The sequence below is a fragment of the Limnohabitans sp. MMS-10A-192 genome (assembly GCF_003063335.1).
GTDB lineage: Bacteria > Pseudomonadota > Gammaproteobacteria > Burkholderiales > Burkholderiaceae_C > Limnohabitans_A.
On record NZ_NERX01000001.1, the window covers coordinates 535,879 to 552,620 of the forward strand.

At 59.8% G+C, this 16,742-nt stretch carries 17 protein-coding genes and 1 tRNA gene; 14 read left to right on the forward strand and 4 right to left on the reverse strand.

Annotation, left to right across the window (positions count from 1 at the left end):
• Nucleotides 1–11 precede the first annotated feature (11 nt).
• Genes B9Z43_RS02705 through rng form a run of 7 tightly spaced genes read left to right on the forward strand, consistent with a single transcriptional unit; the run spans nucleotide 12 to nucleotide 5,524 of the window.
• On the forward strand, nucleotides 12–659 hold the full coding sequence (locus B9Z43_RS02705) for a 1-acyl-sn-glycerol-3-phosphate acyltransferase (RefSeq protein ID WP_233249996.1): 648 nt from the start codon (nucleotides 12–14) through the stop codon (nucleotides 657–659).
• Nucleotides 656–1,576 carry an oxygen-dependent coproporphyrinogen oxidase gene (gene hemF, locus B9Z43_RS02710; protein WP_108322592.1) on the forward strand — a complete coding sequence of 307 codons (921 nt, stop codon included), beginning with the start codon at nucleotides 656–658 and terminating at the stop codon, nucleotides 1,574–1,576. The genes B9Z43_RS02705 and hemF overlap by 4 nt, the downstream gene beginning before the upstream one ends.
• Nucleotides 1,573–2,208, forward strand: a complete 636-nt coding sequence (gene nadD / locus B9Z43_RS02715) for a nicotinate (nicotinamide) nucleotide adenylyltransferase (protein ID WP_233253943.1) — start codon at nucleotides 1,573–1,575, stop codon at nucleotides 2,206–2,208. Before hemF ends, nadD begins: the two co-directional genes overlap by 4 nt.
• Complete coding sequence (rsfS, locus tag B9Z43_RS02720; protein ID WP_108322594.1) at nucleotides 2,208–2,936, forward strand: ribosome silencing factor; 729 nt, start codon at nucleotides 2,208–2,210, stop codon at nucleotides 2,934–2,936. Before nadD ends, rsfS begins: the two co-directional genes overlap by 1 nt.
• Nucleotides 2,937–2,942: 6 nt before the next feature.
• The gene (rlmH, locus tag B9Z43_RS02725; RefSeq protein WP_108322595.1) at nucleotides 2,943–3,410 is read left to right on the forward strand and encodes a 23S rRNA (pseudouridine(1915)-N(3))-methyltransferase RlmH; all 468 of its coding nucleotides are present in this window, start codon (nucleotides 2,943–2,945) and stop codon (nucleotides 3,408–3,410) included.
• Nucleotides 3,407–4,009: a nucleoside triphosphate pyrophosphatase gene (locus B9Z43_RS02730; protein ID WP_108322596.1), complete on the forward strand. Its 603-nt coding sequence runs from the start codon at nucleotides 3,407–3,409 to the stop codon at nucleotides 4,007–4,009. The genes rlmH and B9Z43_RS02730 overlap by 4 nt, the downstream gene beginning before the upstream one ends.
• A gap of 45 nt (nucleotides 4,010–4,054) precedes the next feature.
• Entirely contained in the window at nucleotides 4,055–5,524 is a 1,470-nt protein-coding gene (gene rng / locus B9Z43_RS02735; protein WP_108322597.1) for a ribonuclease G, read from the forward strand.
• Between the two features lie 34 nt (nucleotides 5,525–5,558).
• Here rng and msbA read toward each other — a convergent pair whose 3' ends face one another.
• Nucleotides 5,559–7,328 carry a lipid A export permease/ATP-binding protein MsbA gene (msbA, locus tag B9Z43_RS02740; protein WP_108322598.1) on the reverse strand — a complete coding sequence of 590 codons (1,770 nt, stop codon included), beginning with the start codon at nucleotides 7,326–7,328 and terminating at the stop codon, nucleotides 5,559–5,561.
• A gap of 175 nt (nucleotides 7,329–7,503) precedes the next feature.
• On the opposite strand from msbA, the gene tolB reads away from it, so the two are divergent.
• From tolB to B9Z43_RS02775, 7 genes are all read left to right on the forward strand, one after another.
• Nucleotides 7,504–8,754: a Tol-Pal system beta propeller repeat protein TolB gene (tolB, locus tag B9Z43_RS02745; RefSeq protein ID WP_233250016.1), complete on the forward strand. Its 1,251-nt coding sequence runs from the start codon at nucleotides 7,504–7,506 to the stop codon at nucleotides 8,752–8,754.
• Nucleotides 8,755–8,789: 35 nt separating this feature from the next.
• On the forward strand, nucleotides 8,790–9,314 hold the full coding sequence (pal, locus tag B9Z43_RS02750) for a peptidoglycan-associated lipoprotein Pal (protein WP_199222235.1): 525 nt from the start codon (nucleotides 8,790–8,792) through the stop codon (nucleotides 9,312–9,314).
• An 11-nt stretch (nucleotides 9,315–9,325) separates the two neighbouring features.
• A complete protein-coding gene (ybgF, locus tag B9Z43_RS02755; RefSeq protein WP_108322600.1) occupies nucleotides 9,326–10,084 on the forward strand; it encodes a tol-pal system protein YbgF in 759 nt (252 codons plus the stop codon).
• A gap of 17 nt (nucleotides 10,085–10,101) precedes the next feature.
• On the forward strand, nucleotides 10,102–11,214 hold the full coding sequence (locus B9Z43_RS02760; protein WP_108322601.1) for a YeeE/YedE family protein: 1,113 nt from the start codon (nucleotides 10,102–10,104) through the stop codon (nucleotides 11,212–11,214).
• Nucleotides 11,211–11,990 (forward strand): ThiF family adenylyltransferase, encoded by a 780-nt coding sequence (locus tag B9Z43_RS02765; protein ID WP_108322602.1) that lies wholly within the window; start codon nucleotides 11,211–11,213, stop codon nucleotides 11,988–11,990. The genes B9Z43_RS02760 and B9Z43_RS02765 overlap by 4 nt, the downstream gene beginning before the upstream one ends.
• A gap of 44 nt (nucleotides 11,991–12,034) precedes the next feature.
• A tRNA-Lys gene (locus B9Z43_RS02770) sits at nucleotides 12,035–12,110 on the forward strand.
• A 94-nt stretch (nucleotides 12,111–12,204) separates the two neighbouring features.
• Complete coding sequence (locus B9Z43_RS02775) at nucleotides 12,205–12,456, forward strand: hypothetical protein (protein ID WP_108323192.1); 252 nt, start codon at nucleotides 12,205–12,207, stop codon at nucleotides 12,454–12,456.
• Here B9Z43_RS02775 and B9Z43_RS02780 read toward each other — a convergent pair.
• The 3 genes from B9Z43_RS02780 to dapE form a co-directional block, all read right to left on the reverse strand.
• Nucleotides 12,453–14,444, reverse strand: a complete 1,992-nt coding sequence (locus tag B9Z43_RS02780) for an ABC-F family ATP-binding cassette domain-containing protein (RefSeq protein WP_108322603.1) — start codon at nucleotides 14,442–14,444, stop codon at nucleotides 12,453–12,455. The two genes, B9Z43_RS02775 and B9Z43_RS02780, sit on opposite strands and share 4 nt — an antisense overlap.
• Nucleotides 14,445–14,600: 156 nt before the next feature.
• On the reverse strand, nucleotides 14,601–15,479 hold the full coding sequence (gene prmB / locus B9Z43_RS02785) for a 50S ribosomal protein L3 N(5)-glutamine methyltransferase (protein WP_108322604.1): 879 nt from the start codon (nucleotides 15,477–15,479) through the stop codon (nucleotides 14,601–14,603).
• Entirely contained in the window at nucleotides 15,476–16,654 is a 1,179-nt protein-coding gene (gene dapE, locus B9Z43_RS02790) for a succinyl-diaminopimelate desuccinylase (protein WP_108322605.1), read from the reverse strand. The genes prmB and dapE overlap by 4 nt, the downstream gene beginning before the upstream one ends.
• Nucleotides 16,655–16,742: the final 88 nt, after the last annotated feature.

Here is a 16,742-nt window from a genome sequence, read left to right on the forward strand (position 1 = left end):
GACACCTGTTCATGGCACACCCTGTGACGTTCAAAGGCTCTCGCCTGGCCCGATGGATTTTGAAAGCCTTTGGCTGGAAGCTGGCCTTTGAGGGTTTCCCCACGCTGCAAGGGGTGGCCATCGTGTACCCGCACACCAGCAATTGGGATTTTCCGGTCGGCATTCTGGCCAAGTGGGCCTTGGGCATTCCTGCCAATTTTTGGGGCAAGGATTCCTTGTTCAAATTCCCGGTGATTGGTGCCTGGATGCGATGGGTGGGCGGCGTGCCGATTGACCGCAGTTCGCCCAAAGGCGTTGTGGGCGAAATGGTGCAGGTCTTCGAGCAGCACAAGCGCGAGGCGCGCCTGCTTTGGCTGGCCTTGGCCCCCGAGGGTACGCGCAGCCTCACGCCCGGCTGGCGCAGCGGTTTTTACCAAGTGGCCAAAGGCGCTGACGTGCCTTTGGCGCTGGTCAAGATCGATTGGGGCACACGCACCTTGTCCTTGGTCGATTTCTACAATTTGACGGGCGATGTCGATGCCGATTACGCCCACATGGCCCAGGTCTTTCAGGGTGTCAAGGGTTACCACGACGAGCAAGCCTCGCCTGTGCTGCCTTGGAGTCCTGCGTCCAAGTCGAGCCTTGAAGCCCGTGGCGCCAACAAAACAATCCATTCATGAACGATTCCCTTGATCTCAACGCCGTTCGGCAATACCTGGTGGGCCTGCAGTCGCGCATCACCCAAGCCCTGACCGACATGGACGGCACGCCTTTTCTGGTGGACCACTGGACCAAAGAGCCTGGCGAAAAACTGCAAGGCAACGGCATCACCCAGATCCTGGAAGGTGGCCCGATTTTTGAGCGCGCAGGCTGTGGTTTTTCACACGTGAGTGGCCCTCAGTTGCCGCCCTCGGCCACGCAACATCGCCCAGAACTGGCGGGCTCGGCCTTTGAAGCCATGGGCGTCTCGCTGGTGTTCCATCCACGCAACCCTTATGTGCCCACGGTGCACATGAACGTGCGCATGATCGCGGCCAAGCCCGAGGGCAGGGCGCCGGTGGCCTGGTTTGGCGGCGGCATGGACTTGACGCCTTATTACGGCTTTGACGAAGACGCCGTGCATTTTCACCAGACCTGCAAGGATGCCTTGAACTCATTTGGCGAGGGTTTGTATCCCCGTTTCAAGACCTGGTGCGACGATTACTTTTGCAACAAACATCGCCACGAGCAACGCGGCATCGGTGGCATCTTCTTTGATGACTTTTCTGAGCTGGGCATGGGCCAAAGCTTTGCCATGCTGCAAAGCGTGGGCGATGCTTTGCTGAAAGCCTATCTGCCCATCGTCGAACGTCGCAAAGACATGGCCTGGGGCGAGCGTGAGCGCGATTTCCAGTTGTACCGCCGTGGCCGCTATGTCGAGTTCAACCTGGTCTGGGACCGGGGCACGCATTTTGGTTTGCAGTCCGGTGGCCGGACCGAATCGATCTTGCTGTCCATGCCGCCCGAGGTGCGCTGGTCCTACCAGCGCCAGGACGAGGCCGGATCGCCCGAGGCCCAATTGCTCAGCCACTATCTGGTGCCCAAGGACTGGATTTGAGCGCTGCACAGCCACCGATGCGAATGGGCGTTTTTGGCGGCGCGTTCGATCCGCCGCACCTGGCCCACGTCGCTTTGGTGCAAGCGGCGATGGCGCAGCTGCAGCTCGATCAGGTGCGCGTCTTGCCGACTGGTCAGGCTTGGCACAAAACGCGCCAGCTGAGCGATGCCTCACACCGTCTGGCGATGGCCCAACTCGCTTTTGGCCCGGTGCCCCATGTGCTGGTGGATGAGCGTGAAATGCTCAGGCATGGGCCGAGCTACACCGTCGACACTTTGCGTGAGCTGAAGACGCAATTTCCGCAAGCGCAGCTGTATTTGTTGATCGGTGATGACCAGCGCCGCTCACTGCCATCCTGGCATCAAATCGATGAAATCGCCCGGCTCGCTATAATCTGTGCCGCAGGCCGCGATGCAGCCGTTCAGGCTTGGAGTGATTCCAGCACAGGAACCCCAACCGCAGCCCTCTCCCATTCATTTGACGCGCGCATCCACTCCTTGAAGATGCCGCTCATGCCTCACAGTGCCACGGACATCCGTGCGCTGGTGGCCACAGACCAAAGTATTGAAGGTCTGGTGCCACCCGCTGTTGAGCGCTATATTCACGAACACCACCTCTACAGGCCCCATTGATGACCGACACCGCTGCCAAAAAAGACATTCAGAAACTCCAGCGTGCCATTGTGGACGCTCTGGAAGATGTGAAAGCGCAAGACCTTCAGGTCTTTGACACCGAGCACCTTTCCCCTTTGTTTGAGCGCGTGATCATCGCCTCGGGCACATCGAACCGCCAGACCAAAGCCCTGGCCGCCAGCGTGCGCGACAAGGTGCGCGAGGCCGGTTTCGGCAAGCCCCGCATCGAGGGTGAAGACAACGGTGAATGGATCATTGTGGACTGCGGCGCTGCCGTGGCGCACATCATGCAGCCCACCATCCGCACCTATTACAACCTTGAAGAAATCTGGGGCGACAAGCCTGTGCGCCTGAAATTTGGTGCACCCAAGCCGGTGGCGCCCGAGCCCAAGACAGCTGGCCGCAAAACTGCCGCCAAGAAGGCAGCCGCCAAAGCGCCTGCAGCCAAAACCAGCACCGCCAAGCCAGCTGCCAAGGCCAAAGTCGCTTTGAAGGCCCCAGCCAAATCGGCCAAGCCTTCAGCCAAAGCACCGGCCAAAACAGCCGCCAAGCCTGGCGCCAAGTCCGCTGCGGGAAAAACCACCGCCAAGACAGCGGTCAAATCGACCTCCAAACCTACGGTGAAAACCGTGGGCAAGCCGTCACCCAAAGCGGCGTCCAAAGCTGCTGCCACGAAGGCCCCCGCCCGTAAAGCGGTCAAAGCACCGACCCGCCGCAAAGCCGATTGATTTTTCATGAAGCTGCTGATCGTTGCGGTCGGCCAGCGCGTGCCTGACTGGGCGCAGACCGCTTGGGACGACTATGCCAAGCGATTCCCGCCCGAGCTCAAAGTGGAGCTCAAGGCGGTGAAGACCGAGCCGCGCGGCTCCAAAACCTTGCCCACACTGTATGCGGCCGAGCGCCAACGCATCGAAGCGGCCATCCCTCGCGGCACCCGCATCGTGGTGCTGGACGAGCGCGGCACCAACCTCACCACGCAAGCCCTGGCCGCGCGATTGACCTCGTGGCAGTTGGGCGGTGACGATGTGGCCTTGGTGATTGGCGGGCCCGATGGTCTGGAGCCCGAGTTTCGCCAGGCAGCGCACGAGCGCATCCGTTTGTCCGACATGACCTTGCCCCACGCCATGGCCCGGGTGCTGTTGATTGAGCAGCTCTACCGCGCCTGGTCGATCAACGCCAACCACCCCTACCACCGCGAATGAGTGCATTCATTTACCTGGCTTCGCAAAGCCCGCGCCGCAGCCAGCTGCTGACGCAAATTGGCGTGACCCACGAACTCCTCTTGCCCGACACCGCCGAAGATGCGGAAGCCTTGGAAGACATCCGGGGCAGCGAAGCCCCGCGCCGTTATGTGGCCCGAGTGACGGCGCTCAAGCTCGATGCCGCTGTGGCCCGCCTCCAGCGTTTGGGCTTGCCCGCAGCGCCGGTGCTGTGCGCCGACACCACCGTGGCCTTGGGCCGCGAGATTTTGGGCAAGCCAGCCGATGAAGCCGATGCCCGGCGCATCTTGCAGCAGCTGTCGGGTCAGACGCACCGCGTGCTGACCGCTGTGGCTGTTCAGTCTGGCCGCAAACGCGTGCAGGCGGTGTCCGAGTCGTGGGTGCGTTTTGTGCCCATGAGCGCTGCGCAAATCAAGGCTTATGTGGTCAGCGGCGAGCCCATGGGCAAGGCGGGCGCTTACGGCGTGCAGGGCAGGGCCGCGTCGCACATCGAACAGATCCGTGGCAGTTATTCGGGCATCATGGGCCTGCCCCTGTTCGAGACGGCGACGCTTTTGCGATCAGTGGGCATCTCTTGCTGATCCTTGTCGGCTGACCGACACCCCTCATTTCTCACGAAGCGTTCCATGCAACAAGATATTTTGGTCAATTGGTCCCCGCAGGAGACGCGTGTGGCGGTCGTCGAGTTTGGCGCCGTGCAAGAGTTGCATGTGGAGCGCACGCTCGAGCGTGGCTTGGTGGGCAATGTTTACCTGGGCAAAGTGGCCCGTGTGTTGCCGGGCATGCAGTCGGCTTTCATCGACATCGGTCTGGACAAAGCAGCGTTCTTGCATGTGGCCGATGTCTGGCAAAAACACACCGACGGTGATGCCTCTGCACGCACGGGCCAACCGCTGGTGCCGATTGAAAAGCAGGTGTTTGAGGGCCGGGCCATCATGGTGCAGGTCATCAAGGACCCGATGGGCACCAAAGGCGCCCGCTTGTCCACCCAGATCAGCATTGCCGGTCGGCACTTGGTGTTTTTGCCGCAAGACGATCACATCGGCGTGTCGCAAAAAATCCCGTCTGAGCAGCGCGATGCTTTGCGCAAACGCGTGCAAGCCTTGGTGGGGCCCGCCGGTGGTGGCTTCATTTTGCGCACCAATGCCGAAGACTCCAGCGACGAAGAGTTGCAAGACGACATCGCCTACCTGCGCAAGACCTGGGCCCGAATCAAAGAAGCGTCGATGCGCTTGCCGCCAGCTTCTTTGCTGCACCAGGACTTGACGCTCTTGCAGCGCGTGCTGCGTGATCTGGTGGGCGAGGTCACGCAAAGCATCCGCATCGACTCTCAAGAGCAATATGCCCAGCTCGTCGAGTTTGGCCGCGAGTTCATGCCCAAGGCGGCCGAGCGTTTGCTGCTGTACAAAGGTGAGCGGCCGATCTTTGACCTGTATGCCATCGATGAAGAAATTGCCCGAGCTTTGGGGCGTCGTGTCGATTTGAAATCGGGGGGTTACCTGATCATCGACCAGACCGAAGCCCTGACCACGGTGGATGTGAACACCGGCGGTTATGTGGGGGCCCGCAATTTTGAAGACACCATCTTCAAAACCAATCTGGAAGCCGCGCAGGCCATTGCGCGCCAGCTGCGCTTGCGCAATCTGGGCGGCATCATCATCGCCGACTTCATCGACATGTCGCGCAGCGACCATCAAGAACAGGTGTTGGCCGAGTTCCGCAAGCAGCTGTCGCGCGACCGGGTCAAGACCATGGCGGGCGGTTTCTCGTCGCTGGGCTTGCTGGAGATGACGCGCAAGCGCACCCGGGAATCTCTGGCGCACATGCTGTGCGAGCCATGCCCCAGCTGCCAAGGCAAGGGCATCGTCAAAACAGCACGCTCAGTGGCCTATGACATCTTGCGCGAGATCCTGCGCGAAGCACGGCAGTTCAATCCGCGCGAATTCCGCGTGGTGGCGGGCGCGGCGGTGATCGATTTGCTGCTCGACGAAGAAAGCCAGCACCTGGCCGGCTTGTCGGATTTCATCGCCAAACCGATTTCGCTGCAGGTGGAGTCTTCAATGGGGCCTGAGCAGTACGACATCGTGCTGCTCTGAGGCGCGAATTTGGGTCTGGTCTCAGGGCCTGGACTTAGGCCTCAGAGGCTGCCCACTCGCCGCGGTGGTGCAAGCGGGCATAGGCACCGCCTGCGGCCAGCAACTGCGCAGGCGCACCTTGCTCCACGATCTGACCTTGGTCCATGACCACCACGCGGTCCGCATGCTCGATCGTGGACAGGCGGTGCGCCACGATCAAGGTGGTGCGGCCTTGCATCAGTTTTTGCAAGGCGTCTTGCACCAAGCGTTCTGATTCGTTGTCCAAAGCCGAGGTGGCCTCGTCCAGGATCAGGATCGGCGCGTCTTTGTACACAGCGCGGGCAATCGCCAGGCGTTGGCGCTGGCCGCCAGACAGTTGGTTGGCGTTGTGGCCGAGCAGGGTGTCCACGCCCTGCGGCAGCTGGGTCACGTGTGCCCACAAATTGGCCGCTTTCAGACTGCGCTGAACGCGTTCTCTGTCAGGCGTCTGACCCAGGCTGACGTTGGCCGCCAAGGTGTCGTTGAGCATGACCACATCCTGGCTGACCATGGCAATTTGTTGGCGCAGGCTGCGCAAAGTCCAGTCTTGCACGGGCACTTGGTCTATGAGCACCTGGCCCTGCGTCGGGTTGAGGAAGCGGGGCAACAACTGGATCAGGGTGGATTTGCCGGCGCCGGAGCTGCCGACCAAAGCCACGGTTTCTCCGGGCTGCACAGCCAGGCAGACACCGCTCAAGGCGGGTAGGCTGTCGGGTTTGAATTGCAGGCTCACGTCTTGCCATTCGATGGCGCCGGTCGCCCGAACCACTTCGTGTGTGCCTTGGCTTTCTTCCGGCGCGTCTTGCAGCAAGGCCAGGCCGCGCTCCAGTGCCGCCAGCCCGCGTGTGATCGGATTGGCCACTTCAGCCAGGCGTTTGATGGGGGACACCAGCATCAGCATGGCGGTGATGAAGGCCACAAATCCGCCGACGGTGGCACCCGATGCGCTGTCGCGGCTCTGGATCAAGGCGATCACCAGCACCATGGACAGGGCTATGGCCGACATGATCTGCGTCAATGGCGACATGGCCGCCGATGCAGCTGTGGATTTGAGGGCGAGCTTGCGCAGGTTCTTGCCCAGAGCAGCGAACCGGTCGATCTGCTGGTTTTGAGCGCCATGAAGCCGAATCATGCGGTGTGCCAGCACGTTTTCCTCGACCACATAGGCCAATGCGTCTGTGGATTCCTGGCTTTCGCGGGTGAGGCGGTAAAGGCGCTTGGACAAGGCCTTCATGATGTAACTCAGGGCCGGGGCGACGATGAACACCACCAGGGTGAGCTTCCAGTTAAGCCACATCAAATAGCCCACCAGCGCCAACAAGGTAAAACCGTCCCGACTCAGCCCAATCAGGGCTGAAATCAACTGTGATGCGCCATTGAGCACTTCGTACACCACTGTGTTGGACAGGGCGCTGGCCGATTGGCGGTTGAACAGACTCAAATCCGCCTTGACCATCTTGGCAAACAAGTCATTGCGCAGCATCTCCATGCCATCGTTGGTCACGCGTGCCAGTGCGTATTGCGCCAGGAAAAAAGTGATGCCTCGGATCGAAAATAAACCGATCACGGTCACGGGGATCAACCAGATGGGCAAACCGTTGCCCGCAAAACCCTCGTCCAAAAGTGGTTTGAAGAGAGCCGGTATCAAGGGTTCGGTCAGTGCTGCAACCAAAGTGGCGGCAAGCGCCATGGCCCAGATGCCACGTTGGCGGGCAAAATAAGGCGCCAGTTTCAACATTCTGCTGCGAATGCTGGGGGCTGGGGAGGTGTTTTGGTCGTTGTGCATGTTCAATTCGATTGTAAGCAGGCAAACCAAGGCGTGTTGGCTTGGTTTTTCAGCCGACTTTCCACCCTGAAACGGGGCTTGGACGGTGTACGATAAGCGCTTGTCTTTCATGGCGATGTTCAACGTGCTACACATCAAGCGATTTCCTTTGCAAAACTTTGCCCTTCGCTGGCTGATGCCTTGGTTGGCCTTGTTCGCTTTGCACCTGCCCGCTTGGTCGCAGTTTCGCGTCGAAGTCTCTGGTGTGGGCATGACGCAGTTGCCTGTCGTGATTGCGCCCTTCAAGGGCGAATCGCAAGCACCCCAAAAAATTTCCTCGATTGTTTTGGCCGATCTGGAGCGGAGCGGTCAATTCAAAGGTTTGCCTGCGGGCAACGTTCAGCTCGATGAAGCGAGCCGTCCTGATTGGTCGGTTTGGCGTCAATTGTCGGCAGAAGCCTTGCTGGCCGGCTCTGTTAACCGATTGGCGGACGGTCGTTTTGATGTTCGAGCACGTTTGTGGGACGCGGTCAAAGGCCAAGAAAAGGCCGAGTTCCGTGAGACGGTCCTTGCGGCTGATTTGCGCTTGTCTTCCCACCGCATGTCCGACTGGATTTACCAGCAATTGACGGGGGTGCAGGGCGCATTTGCAACCCGTATTGCTTACGTCACCAAGTCTTCAGGCCGTTATACCCTCTGGATCGCCGACTCTGATGGCGAGGGTGCCAAAGCTGCTCTGGGCAGCCCGGAACCCATCATTTCACCATCCTGGTCTTCCAGCGGCACGCAGTTGGCTTACGTGTCCTTCGAGCTGCGCAAGCCTGTGGTCTATGTGCACGAACTCGCCTCTGGTCAGAGACGTCCCGTGGCCAACTTCAAAGGCTCCAACAGTGCACCGACTTGGGCACCCGATGGGCGTTCTTTGGTCGCCACGCTCAGCCGTGATGGGGGCTCTCAACTTTTCAGGATCGATTTGAATGGTGGCGAACCCCGCAAACTGACGCAAGCGGGCTCGATCAACACCGAGCCTGTCTTCACGCCCGATGGCTCTGCTTTGTATTTCGTCAGCGACCGCGGGGGAAGTCCTCAGGTCTACCGCATGCCCGCTCAGGGCGGCCCTGCAGAACGTGTGACGTTTTCCGGCAGCTACAACATTTCACCCGCCCTCAGTCCCGATGGGCGATGGCTGGCTTATGTTTCCCGCAGTGGTGCTGTTTTCCGTTTGCACATCATGGACTTGAACTCTGGCCAAGTCACGGCATTGACCGACACATCTGCTGACGAGCGCCCCAGCTTTGCGCCCAACAGCCGACTCCTTGTGTACGCGACTTTGCAGCAAGGCCAGGAAGCCTTGATGACGACGACGTTGGATGGCCGCATCAAAGCCCGTTTGTCAGGGCAGGGCGGCGATATCCGTGAACCCCACTGGGGTCCTTTGCGCAAATAATATTTCTTTGTTTTTTTTGATAGACGAGGTTGATGATGAAAAAAAGTGTCTGGGTTGGTTTGTTGATGGTGGCTTTGTTGTCTGGTTGTGCTTCGGGCGTGAAACTTGACGATGTGCCTGTGGAAGACAAGAGCGCAACCTCTTCGGGTGCCAACAGCCAAGGCATTGGTTCTGGGCAAAACGGCGTTGCCGGCGTGTTGACCGATAAGTCCGGAGCGGGTGTTGGACCTGCCGGTGTGGGGACCGTGGTGTATTTCGATTACGACAGCTACGTCGTGCGTGCGGAAGCCCGTCCATTGATCGAAACCCATGCCCGTTTCTTGAAAGCCAACCAGCAGCGCAAAGCTTCGCTGGAAGGTCACACCGATGAACGCGGTGGCCGAGAGTACAACTTGGCCCTGGGTCAAAAGCGTGCCGAAGCTGTGCGACAAGCCATGACGTTGTTGGGCGTGTCTGACAGCCAAGTTGAGGCTGTCAGCTATGGCAAGGAAAAGCCTGCGGCCATGGGTTCGTCCGAAACGGACTTGGCCAAGAACCGCCGCGTTGAAATCCGCTACTGATCGTCAAGACCATGCGCCTGAATTTTCGCTTTTCATTGAACCAGCTTGCACTGGCCTTGGCATTGAGTGCCTTGACCGGGTTGGCTCAAGCGGCCTTGTTTGACGACGATGAGGCGCGCCGTGCCATTTTGGATTTGCGCCAGCGTTTGGAGCAATCGAACAAGAACTTCGCCGAGGAAAACGCGCAGTTGCGGCGCTCTTTGCTCGACTTGCAGTCGCAAATCGAAAGCCTTCGTGGTGATCTGTCCCAAAGCCGTGGGGCCCATGAAAACCTGGCGCGTGATGTGTCAGATGTTCAGCAGCGTCAAAAAGATGTGGCGGCCGGTGTCGATGAGCGCCTGCGCAAATTTGAGCCTGTCAAGGTGTCTGTGGATGGGCGAGAGTTTCTGGTGGAACCCGCTGAAAAGCGCGACTACGAAGCGGCTATGGACATTTTCCGCAAAGGTGACTTTGTGGCGGCTCAAACGGCTTTGGTGCAGTTCTTGCAGCGCAATGGCAAGAGCGGTTACGCCCCTTCTGCCCTGTTCTGGTTGGGCAATGCGCAGTACGCCAACAAGTCCTACAAGGACGCGATGGCCAATTTCCAGCAATTGCTGAATGTGGCGCCGGGTCATGCCCGCGCACCAGAGGCGATGCTGGCGATTTCCAATGTGCAACTCGAACTCAAAGATCTCAAAGCAGCGCGCAAGACGCTGGATGACTTGGTCAAGGCCTTTCCTGCGTCTGAAGCCGCCAACACGGCGCGTGATCGACTGACGCGATTGCGTTAAGGCATGAGGCGTTTGTGATGTCATTGTTGCCATTGCAGGCCCAAAACCTGGAGGTTTTGGGCCTTTGTTTTGGGGTCGCATTTTTGTGGGGTGTGCTTTTGCAGCGCAGCCACTTTTGCACCATGGGCGCCATCAGCGATGTGGTGATCATGGGTGACAGCACGCGCCTTCGCCAATGGGTGCTCGCTGTGGCCATCGCTGTTCTCGGTTTTGGCTGCATGGCATGGCTGGGCATGATCAGTCCCTTGAATACCATTTATGGCACACGTGCACTCAATTGGCTGACCCTTTCTTTGGGCGGTCTGATGTTTGGTGTCGGCATGGTATTGGCGTCGGGCTGTACCACCAAAAACATCACTCGCCTGGCGGGCGGTAATTTGAAATCGCTGGTCGTTCTCATGAGCATGGGCATCTTTGCCTTGGCCACCATGCGTGGTCTGCCGGCTGTCTGGCGTGTGCAAGTGCTGGACACCTTCACTTTGCCGCTGTCAGCGCCTTTTGCGGGACAGTGGCTCAGTGCTTTGACCGGATGGTCTTTGCCCAAGGGCATGGGCGTCATGTCCGTGCTGTCATCGGCTTTGTTGATGGTCTGGGTTTTCAAGGATCGGGCTTTTCGTGCCGCCAGCGCGTACGGGCCGGGTTTGTTGACTGGGGTAGTGGTTTTTGCTGTTTGGTGGATCAGCGGTGTCCATGGCTTCGTGCCTGAGCATCCCGAGACTTTGGAGGCGGTCTTCTTGTCCACCGCAAGTGGCCGCATGGAGTCCATGAGCTTCACGGCCCCAGTGGCCTATGCGCTGGATGCTTTCATGTATTTCAGCGATGGCAGCAAACGTGTGAATCTGGGCATGGCCCTGGCCTTGGGTCTGCTCATGGGCGCTTGGGTCAGCACAGTTCAACAAGGCGTATTCCGTTGGGAAGGCTTCACCCGCATTGGCGACTTGGCCTTGCACGTGCTGGGCGGTGCCTTGATGGGCATGGGCGCTGTGATGGCCATGGGCTGCAGCATCGGTCAGGGCTTGTCGGGACTGTCTACTCTGAGTGTCGGCAGCTTGTGCGCGGTGTTGGGCATTGTCTTGGGTGCCGTGTTGACTTTGCAGTGGCAGCTTCGCCGAGCGGAGTCACAGGCATGAACGAATGGAACGATGAAGAGCAGCGCCGCTTTGGCGGCTTGCAGCGCCTGTATGGCATGGATGGTGCCCAGCGCATCCGCCAAGCGCATGTGGTGGTGGTGGGCATAGGCGGTGTTGGTTCTTGGGCCGCAGAGGCGCTGGCCCGCAGCGGGGTGGCCCGCTTGACGCTGGTGGACATGGACCATATTGCCGAATCGAACATCAACCGGCAAATCCATGCCCTGACGTCCACGGCAGGCCAAGCCAAGGTGGAGGCCATGCGTGAGCGCATCGCCTTGATCCATCCGCAGTGTCAGGTCGATGCGGTCGATGACTTTGTGACGCCTGACAACTGGCCTGCTTTGTTGCCGACCATGCCCGATGCCGTGATCGATGCTTGCGATCAGGTCAAGGCCAAAGTGGCCATGGCCGATTGGGCCTTGCGCTACAAAGTGGGGTTCATCACGGTGGGCGCTGCGGGCGGCAAACGACTGGCCCACAAAGTGGATGTGGACGACTTGTCCCGCATCACGCACGACCCCTTGCTGGCCCAAGTGCGTTACCGTTTGCGCAAGCACCATGGCGCCCCCAAAGGTGACAAGCGCATGGGCGTGCAAGGTGTGTTCAGCCGAGAGTCGGTCGCGCCGCCAGATGCCTCATGTGCCATCGAGGGCGATGGCTCGCTCAATTGCCACGGCTATGGATCGGTGGTCAGCGTGACGGCGACCTTTGGCATGTGTGCAGCGGCAGAAATTTTGAATTTTTTAGCCAGCGCACATTTGAAGCCCAAAAAATGACGCTATAATTTGAGTCTTGCTGCAGTGCACCGCAATGCAGCATAGGGACCATAGCTCAGTTGGTAGAGCAGCGGACTTTTAATCCGTTTGTCGTGGGTTCGACCCCCGCTGGTCCCACCAATCCAGAAAAGCACTTTGTATGAAAATACAAAGTGCTTTTTTCATTGGCGCTGTCATTTGCCTGGCGCCACTTTTCGACCGAAAGAATCCCGACATGTCCGCCAAAATGAACATCCAGAACGAATTGAAAAAGATGGAACTGTGCGAGCCATGCTCTGGCATTCAGCGCAACTGGCGACGCGCACCGGGCCATGCAGAGCTGGTGCAAGGCACCAACCGCAAAGAAGTTCGTGAATCCAGCCAGGTGACCATCACGCGTTACCGCTGTGACCGCTGTGGCACCAGCTGGGAATATGAAAACAACAAAGCAGACCAGCACGCCGGCTGGTCTGTGGTGGGCGGTTAAGCCGTCGCTTCCAGCTGCGCGGTCAGCGCCAACCAGCGCTCTTCCAGCACCGCCACCTCGTCGCTCAGTGCCTTGAGGCGACGACCAGCTTCGGCAATTTCTGCCGGAGGCAGTGGGGTGCTCAGTTGCTGTTCCAGCGCGCTCTTTTCTTTTTCAATGGCGGCCATGCGCTGCTCGTTTTGCTCCAGCTCTTTTTTCAGCGGACGGGTTTGCGCGGCCATTTGCTGACGGCGCTGTGCATCCATCTTGCGCTGCTCGCCGCTGCTGACCGCAGGCGTTGATGCGGCTGCGGCAACAGGTGCAGCCACCACGACCACCTGGGCGGGTGGTGCAGGTGGATTGGCTGCGGCATCTTTGGCCGAGTTTTTGGCCACTTCGCGCAGGCGCTTGGACTCTTCCAACAAATACTTTTGGTAGTCGTCCAGATCGCCATCAAAGGGCTCGACCTTGCCTCGGCCCACCATCCAGAACTCGTCACACACGGCTCGCAGCAAGGCGCGGTCGTGGCTGACCAGCATGACGGTGCCTTCGAACTCGTTGAGGGCCATCGACAGGGCCTCACGCGTAGCCAAGTCCAGGTGGTTGGTGGGCTCGTCCAGCAGCAGCAAATTAGGCCGTTGCCACACGATCATGGCCAGCACCAGTCGGGCTTTTTCGCCGCCGCTCATGGTGCCCACGGCCTGCTTGACCATGTCGCCTGAGAAGTTGAAGGTGCCCAGGTAGTTGCGCAGGTCTTGCTCTCGGCTGGGCTCGCCACTGCCCAGCTCTTTGGCCAGGCGGATCATGTGCTCCAGGGGGTTGTCTTGTGGGTGCAGCACGTCGAGTTCTTGCTGGGCGAAGTAGCCGATGTTCAGGCCCTTGCCCTCGGTCAGCGTGCCTGCCAGCAGCGGCATGGTGCGTGCAATGGTCTTGACCAAGGTCGATTTGCCCTGGCCGTTGGCACCCAAAATGCCGATGCGCTGTCCTGCCAATACCGATTTGCTGACGCCTTGCAAGATGGCTTTGGGCTCGTCGTCCACGATGTAGCCAAAGCTGGCTTCGCTGATGGCCAGCATCGGGTTGGGCAGGTTGTTGGGTTCCTTGAAGCCAAAGGTGAATTCGGCATCGGCCAGCAACGGTGCCACTTTTTCCATCCGTTCGAGTGCCTTGACCCGGCTTTGCGCCTGCTTGGCTTTGCTGGCCTGCGCCTTGAAGCGGTTGATGAACTTTTGCAAGTGGGCGATCTTGTCTTGCTGCTTGGCAAAGGAGGCTTGTTGCAGCTCCATCTGTTGGGCACGCAAGATTTCAAAGCCGCTGTAGTTGCTGCCGTAGCGTGTGAGCTTGGCGTGGTCAATGTGCAGGGTGACGTTGGTCACCGCGTCCAGAAATTCACGGTCGTGGCTGATCACGATCATGGTGCCGGCATAGCGTTGCAACCAGGCTTCCAACCAGACCAGAGCGTCCAAATCCAGGTGGTTGGTGGGTTCGTCGAGCAGCAAAATGTCTGACGGGCACATCAGCGCGCGGGCCAGTTGCAAGCGCATGCGCCAGCCGCCCGAGAAGCTGTTGACCGGGTTGTTCAACTCGTCCACCCGAAAGCCCAGGCCCAAAATCAAGGCTTCGGCGCGGGGCAGGGCATCGTGGTCGCCTGCATCGGCCAGGTCGGTGTACACATGGGCCATCTCCATGCCGTCGCCACTTTCTTCGGCCGCGATCAGCCGTTGGCGCAATTCAGCCAAGCGGGTGTCGCCTTCCAGCACAAAGTCAGATGCGGGCTGGTCGGTCTCGGGCATGTTCTGGGCCACTTGCGCCATGCGCCAGGCTTTGGGCATCTCAAAGTCGCCGCCGTCTTCGTGCAGCGTGCCGTTGAACAGCGCAAACAAGGTGGACTTGCCCGCGCCATTGCGCCCGACCAAGCCGACTTTCTCCCCCGGGTTGAGGGTGACCGAGGCTTGATCCAGCAGCACTTTGGTGCCGCGGCGAAGGGTGACGTTTTTGAGATTGATCATGAAAAAGCAATGTCCGGACAGAGGCCGGTATCGAGAGCAAGGGCCGTTTGAAGGACTGACTTCAAAGGGCGTAACCCGCTATTTTCGCCGATGTGGCGAAGGCTGAGACAGCAGGCGCAAGGATTTGTCCGCCTCGACTTGAAGCGGGCAGGGCATTCACAGCGCCAGAAGGGATTCGCGGGTGATCAATAACACTTGGTCATCGCCTGCACTGGTGTCGAGCCAGGCCACTTCAAGTTCTGGAAAAGCCGCGATGAAGTGTTCCACCTCGTTGCCAATTTCCAGCACCAGCACCGCGTGTTCGCTCATGCGCGCAGGTGCGTCCTTGAACAGCTGGCGTACAAAGTCCATGCCGTCCGTGCCGCCAGCCAGCGCCAGTTCAGGCTCGGCGCGGTACTCGGCGGGCAGCGCGTCCATGCTGGCCTGACAAACGTAAGGCGGGTTGCACAGGATCAGGTCAAACGGGCCGGGCAAGTTGCTCAGGCCGTCACTGTGCACCAGCGTCACGCGTTCTTGCAATTCATGACGCTCCACATTGATGCCGGCCACGGCCAGTGCGTCATCCGAAATATCCGCTCCCGTGACTTGCACCTCGGGCCAGGCCAGCGCTGCCAGCACGGCCAAGCTGCCGTTGCCGGTGCACAGGTCCAGCACTTGCCGTGTCTGGTCAGACAGCCAAGCGTCAATCGTGCCATCGGCCAACACCTCGGCGATCAGGCTGCGCGGCACGATGGCGCGCTCGTCAACGTAAAACGACACGCCTTGAAGCCAGGCTTCTTGCGTCAGGTAGGCGGCGGGCTTGCGGGTGGTGATGCGTGTTTCGATCAGCGCAGCGCAGGCCGCTTGCTGCTCGGGCGTCACAACTTGATCGGCCACCTCGTCCAGATCGGTGTCCAGCGGCAAACCCAGCCGCCAGAGCACCAGCCAGACGGCTTCGTCAAAAGCGTTCTGGGTGCCGTGACCAAAGGCCACTTGGGCTTGTGTCAGGCGCTCGGCCGAATGCGCGATCAGGGAGGACAGGTTCAAAACGCTCATGCAGACAAGCCCAGGTTGAGTTGTTCCAGCGTGCGACGGTAGATGGCCTTGAGTGGCGCAATGTCACTCAGCGCCACATGCTCGTTGACCTTGTGGATGGTGGCGTTGGGCGGGCCGAATTCGATGACCTGTGGGCAGATCTGCGCGATGAAGCGGCCGTCGCTCGTGCCGCCGGTGGTGGACAGCTCGGTGGTGAGGCCCGTTTCGTCGGCAATCGCTTTTTGCACAGCGGCCACCAAAGTGCCGGGTGTGGTCAAAAACGGCAGGCCGCCAATCGTCCAGTTCAGCTCGTATTTCAAACCGTGTCGGTCGAGCACCGTTGTCAGGCGCTGTTGCAGGCTCTCAGGTGTGGACTCGGTGCAAAAGCGGAAGTTGAAATCCACCACGCAGTCGCCGGGAATCACGTTGCTTGCGCCGGTGCCCGCATGGATGTTGCTCACCTGCCAGCTGGTGGGCGGGAAGAAGGCGTTGCCTTCGTCCCAACGGATGGCGACCAGTTCGGCCAGCGCGGGTGCCAGGCGGTGGATGGGGTTGTCGGCCAGGTGCGGGTAGGCGATGTGGCCTTGTACGCCTTTCACGGTGAGCTTGCCGCTCATGGTGCCGCGTCGGCCGTTCTTGATCATGTCGCCGGTCTGTTGCACCGAGGTGGGCTCGCCCACGATGCAAAACTGCGGCGCGTCGCCACGGGCTTTGAGTTTTTCACACACCACCACCGTACCGTCGAGGGCAGGGCCTTCTTCGTCGCTGGTCAGCAAAAAAGCGATGCCCAAAGCGGGGTTGGGGTTGGCCGCCAGAAACTCTTGCACCGCCACGACCATGGCCGCCAGCGAGGTTTTCATGTCGCTCGCGCCCCGGCCAAACAATTTGCCATCGCGGTGTGTGGGTGTGAAGGGGTCGCTGTCCCATTGGGTCAATGGCCCAGTGGGCACCACGTCGGTGTGACCTGCAAAGGCCAAGGTCTGGCCAGATGTGCCTGCGCGCTTGGCCCACAGGTTGCGCACGCGGAATGTCTCGGGGCCGGAATCGATGAACTCGCAAACGAAGCCCAGCGGCATCAGGGCGTCGGCGATCAAGTCCAGGCAGCCCGCATCCTCAGGCGTGACCGAGGGCTTGGAGATCAGCTGCTCGGCCAGTCGCAGGGTGTCGTGACAAACGGAGGGGCGGGTGGTGGTCATCGTTTGGGTTCTCTCAAGAAGATGGATGCCGGGTCAAGCCCGGCATGACAACACGTGATAAGCAGGGCTCTGAACTAAACAAGCACAG

What these genes read in the sequence shown, in the direction of transcription:
- B9Z43_RS02775 (WP_108323192.1), top strand. Translation starts at nt 12,205, where the DNA reads ATGTCCGCCAAAATGAACATCCAGAACGAATTGAAAAAGATGGAACTG.
- B9Z43_RS02730 (WP_108322596.1), top strand. Translation starts at nt 3,407, where the DNA reads ATGAGTGCATTCATTTACCTGGCTTCGCAAAGCCCGCGCCGCAGCCAG.
- rng (WP_108322597.1), top strand. Translation starts at nt 4,055, where the DNA reads ATGCAACAAGATATTTTGGTCAATTGGTCCCCGCAGGAGACGCGTGTG.
- dapE (WP_108322605.1), bottom strand. Translation starts at nt 16,654, where the DNA reads ATGACCACCACCCGCCCCTCCGTTTGTCACGACACCCTGCGACTGGCC.
- B9Z43_RS02765 (WP_108322602.1), top strand. Translation starts at nt 11,211, where the DNA reads ATGAACGAATGGAACGATGAAGAGCAGCGCCGCTTTGGCGGCTTGCAG.
- rlmH (WP_108322595.1), top strand. Translation starts at nt 2,943, where the DNA reads ATGAAGCTGCTGATCGTTGCGGTCGGCCAGCGCGTGCCTGACTGGGCG.
- B9Z43_RS02780 (WP_108322603.1), bottom strand. Translation starts at nt 14,444, where the DNA reads ATGATCAATCTCAAAAACGTCACCCTTCGCCGCGGCACCAAAGTGCTG.
- B9Z43_RS02705 (WP_233249996.1), top strand. Translation starts at nt 12, where the DNA reads ATGGCACACCCTGTGACGTTCAAAGGCTCTCGCCTGGCCCGATGGATT.
- tolB (WP_233250016.1), top strand. Translation starts at nt 7,504, where the DNA reads ATGCCTTGGTTGGCCTTGTTCGCTTTGCACCTGCCCGCTTGGTCGCAG.
- B9Z43_RS02760 (WP_108322601.1), top strand. Translation starts at nt 10,102, where the DNA reads ATGTCATTGTTGCCATTGCAGGCCCAAAACCTGGAGGTTTTGGGCCTT.
- rsfS (WP_108322594.1), top strand. Translation starts at nt 2,208, where the DNA reads ATGACCGACACCGCTGCCAAAAAAGACATTCAGAAACTCCAGCGTGCC.
- prmB (WP_108322604.1), bottom strand. Translation starts at nt 15,479, where the DNA reads ATGAGCGTTTTGAACCTGTCCTCCCTGATCGCGCATTCGGCCGAGCGC.
- msbA (WP_108322598.1), bottom strand. Translation starts at nt 7,328, where the DNA reads ATGCACAACGACCAAAACACCTCCCCAGCCCCCAGCATTCGCAGCAGA.
- pal (WP_199222235.1), top strand. Translation starts at nt 8,790, where the DNA reads ATGAAAAAAAGTGTCTGGGTTGGTTTGTTGATGGTGGCTTTGTTGTCT.
- ybgF (WP_108322600.1), top strand. Translation starts at nt 9,326, where the DNA reads ATGCGCCTGAATTTTCGCTTTTCATTGAACCAGCTTGCACTGGCCTTG.
- hemF (WP_108322592.1), top strand. Translation starts at nt 656, where the DNA reads ATGAACGATTCCCTTGATCTCAACGCCGTTCGGCAATACCTGGTGGGC.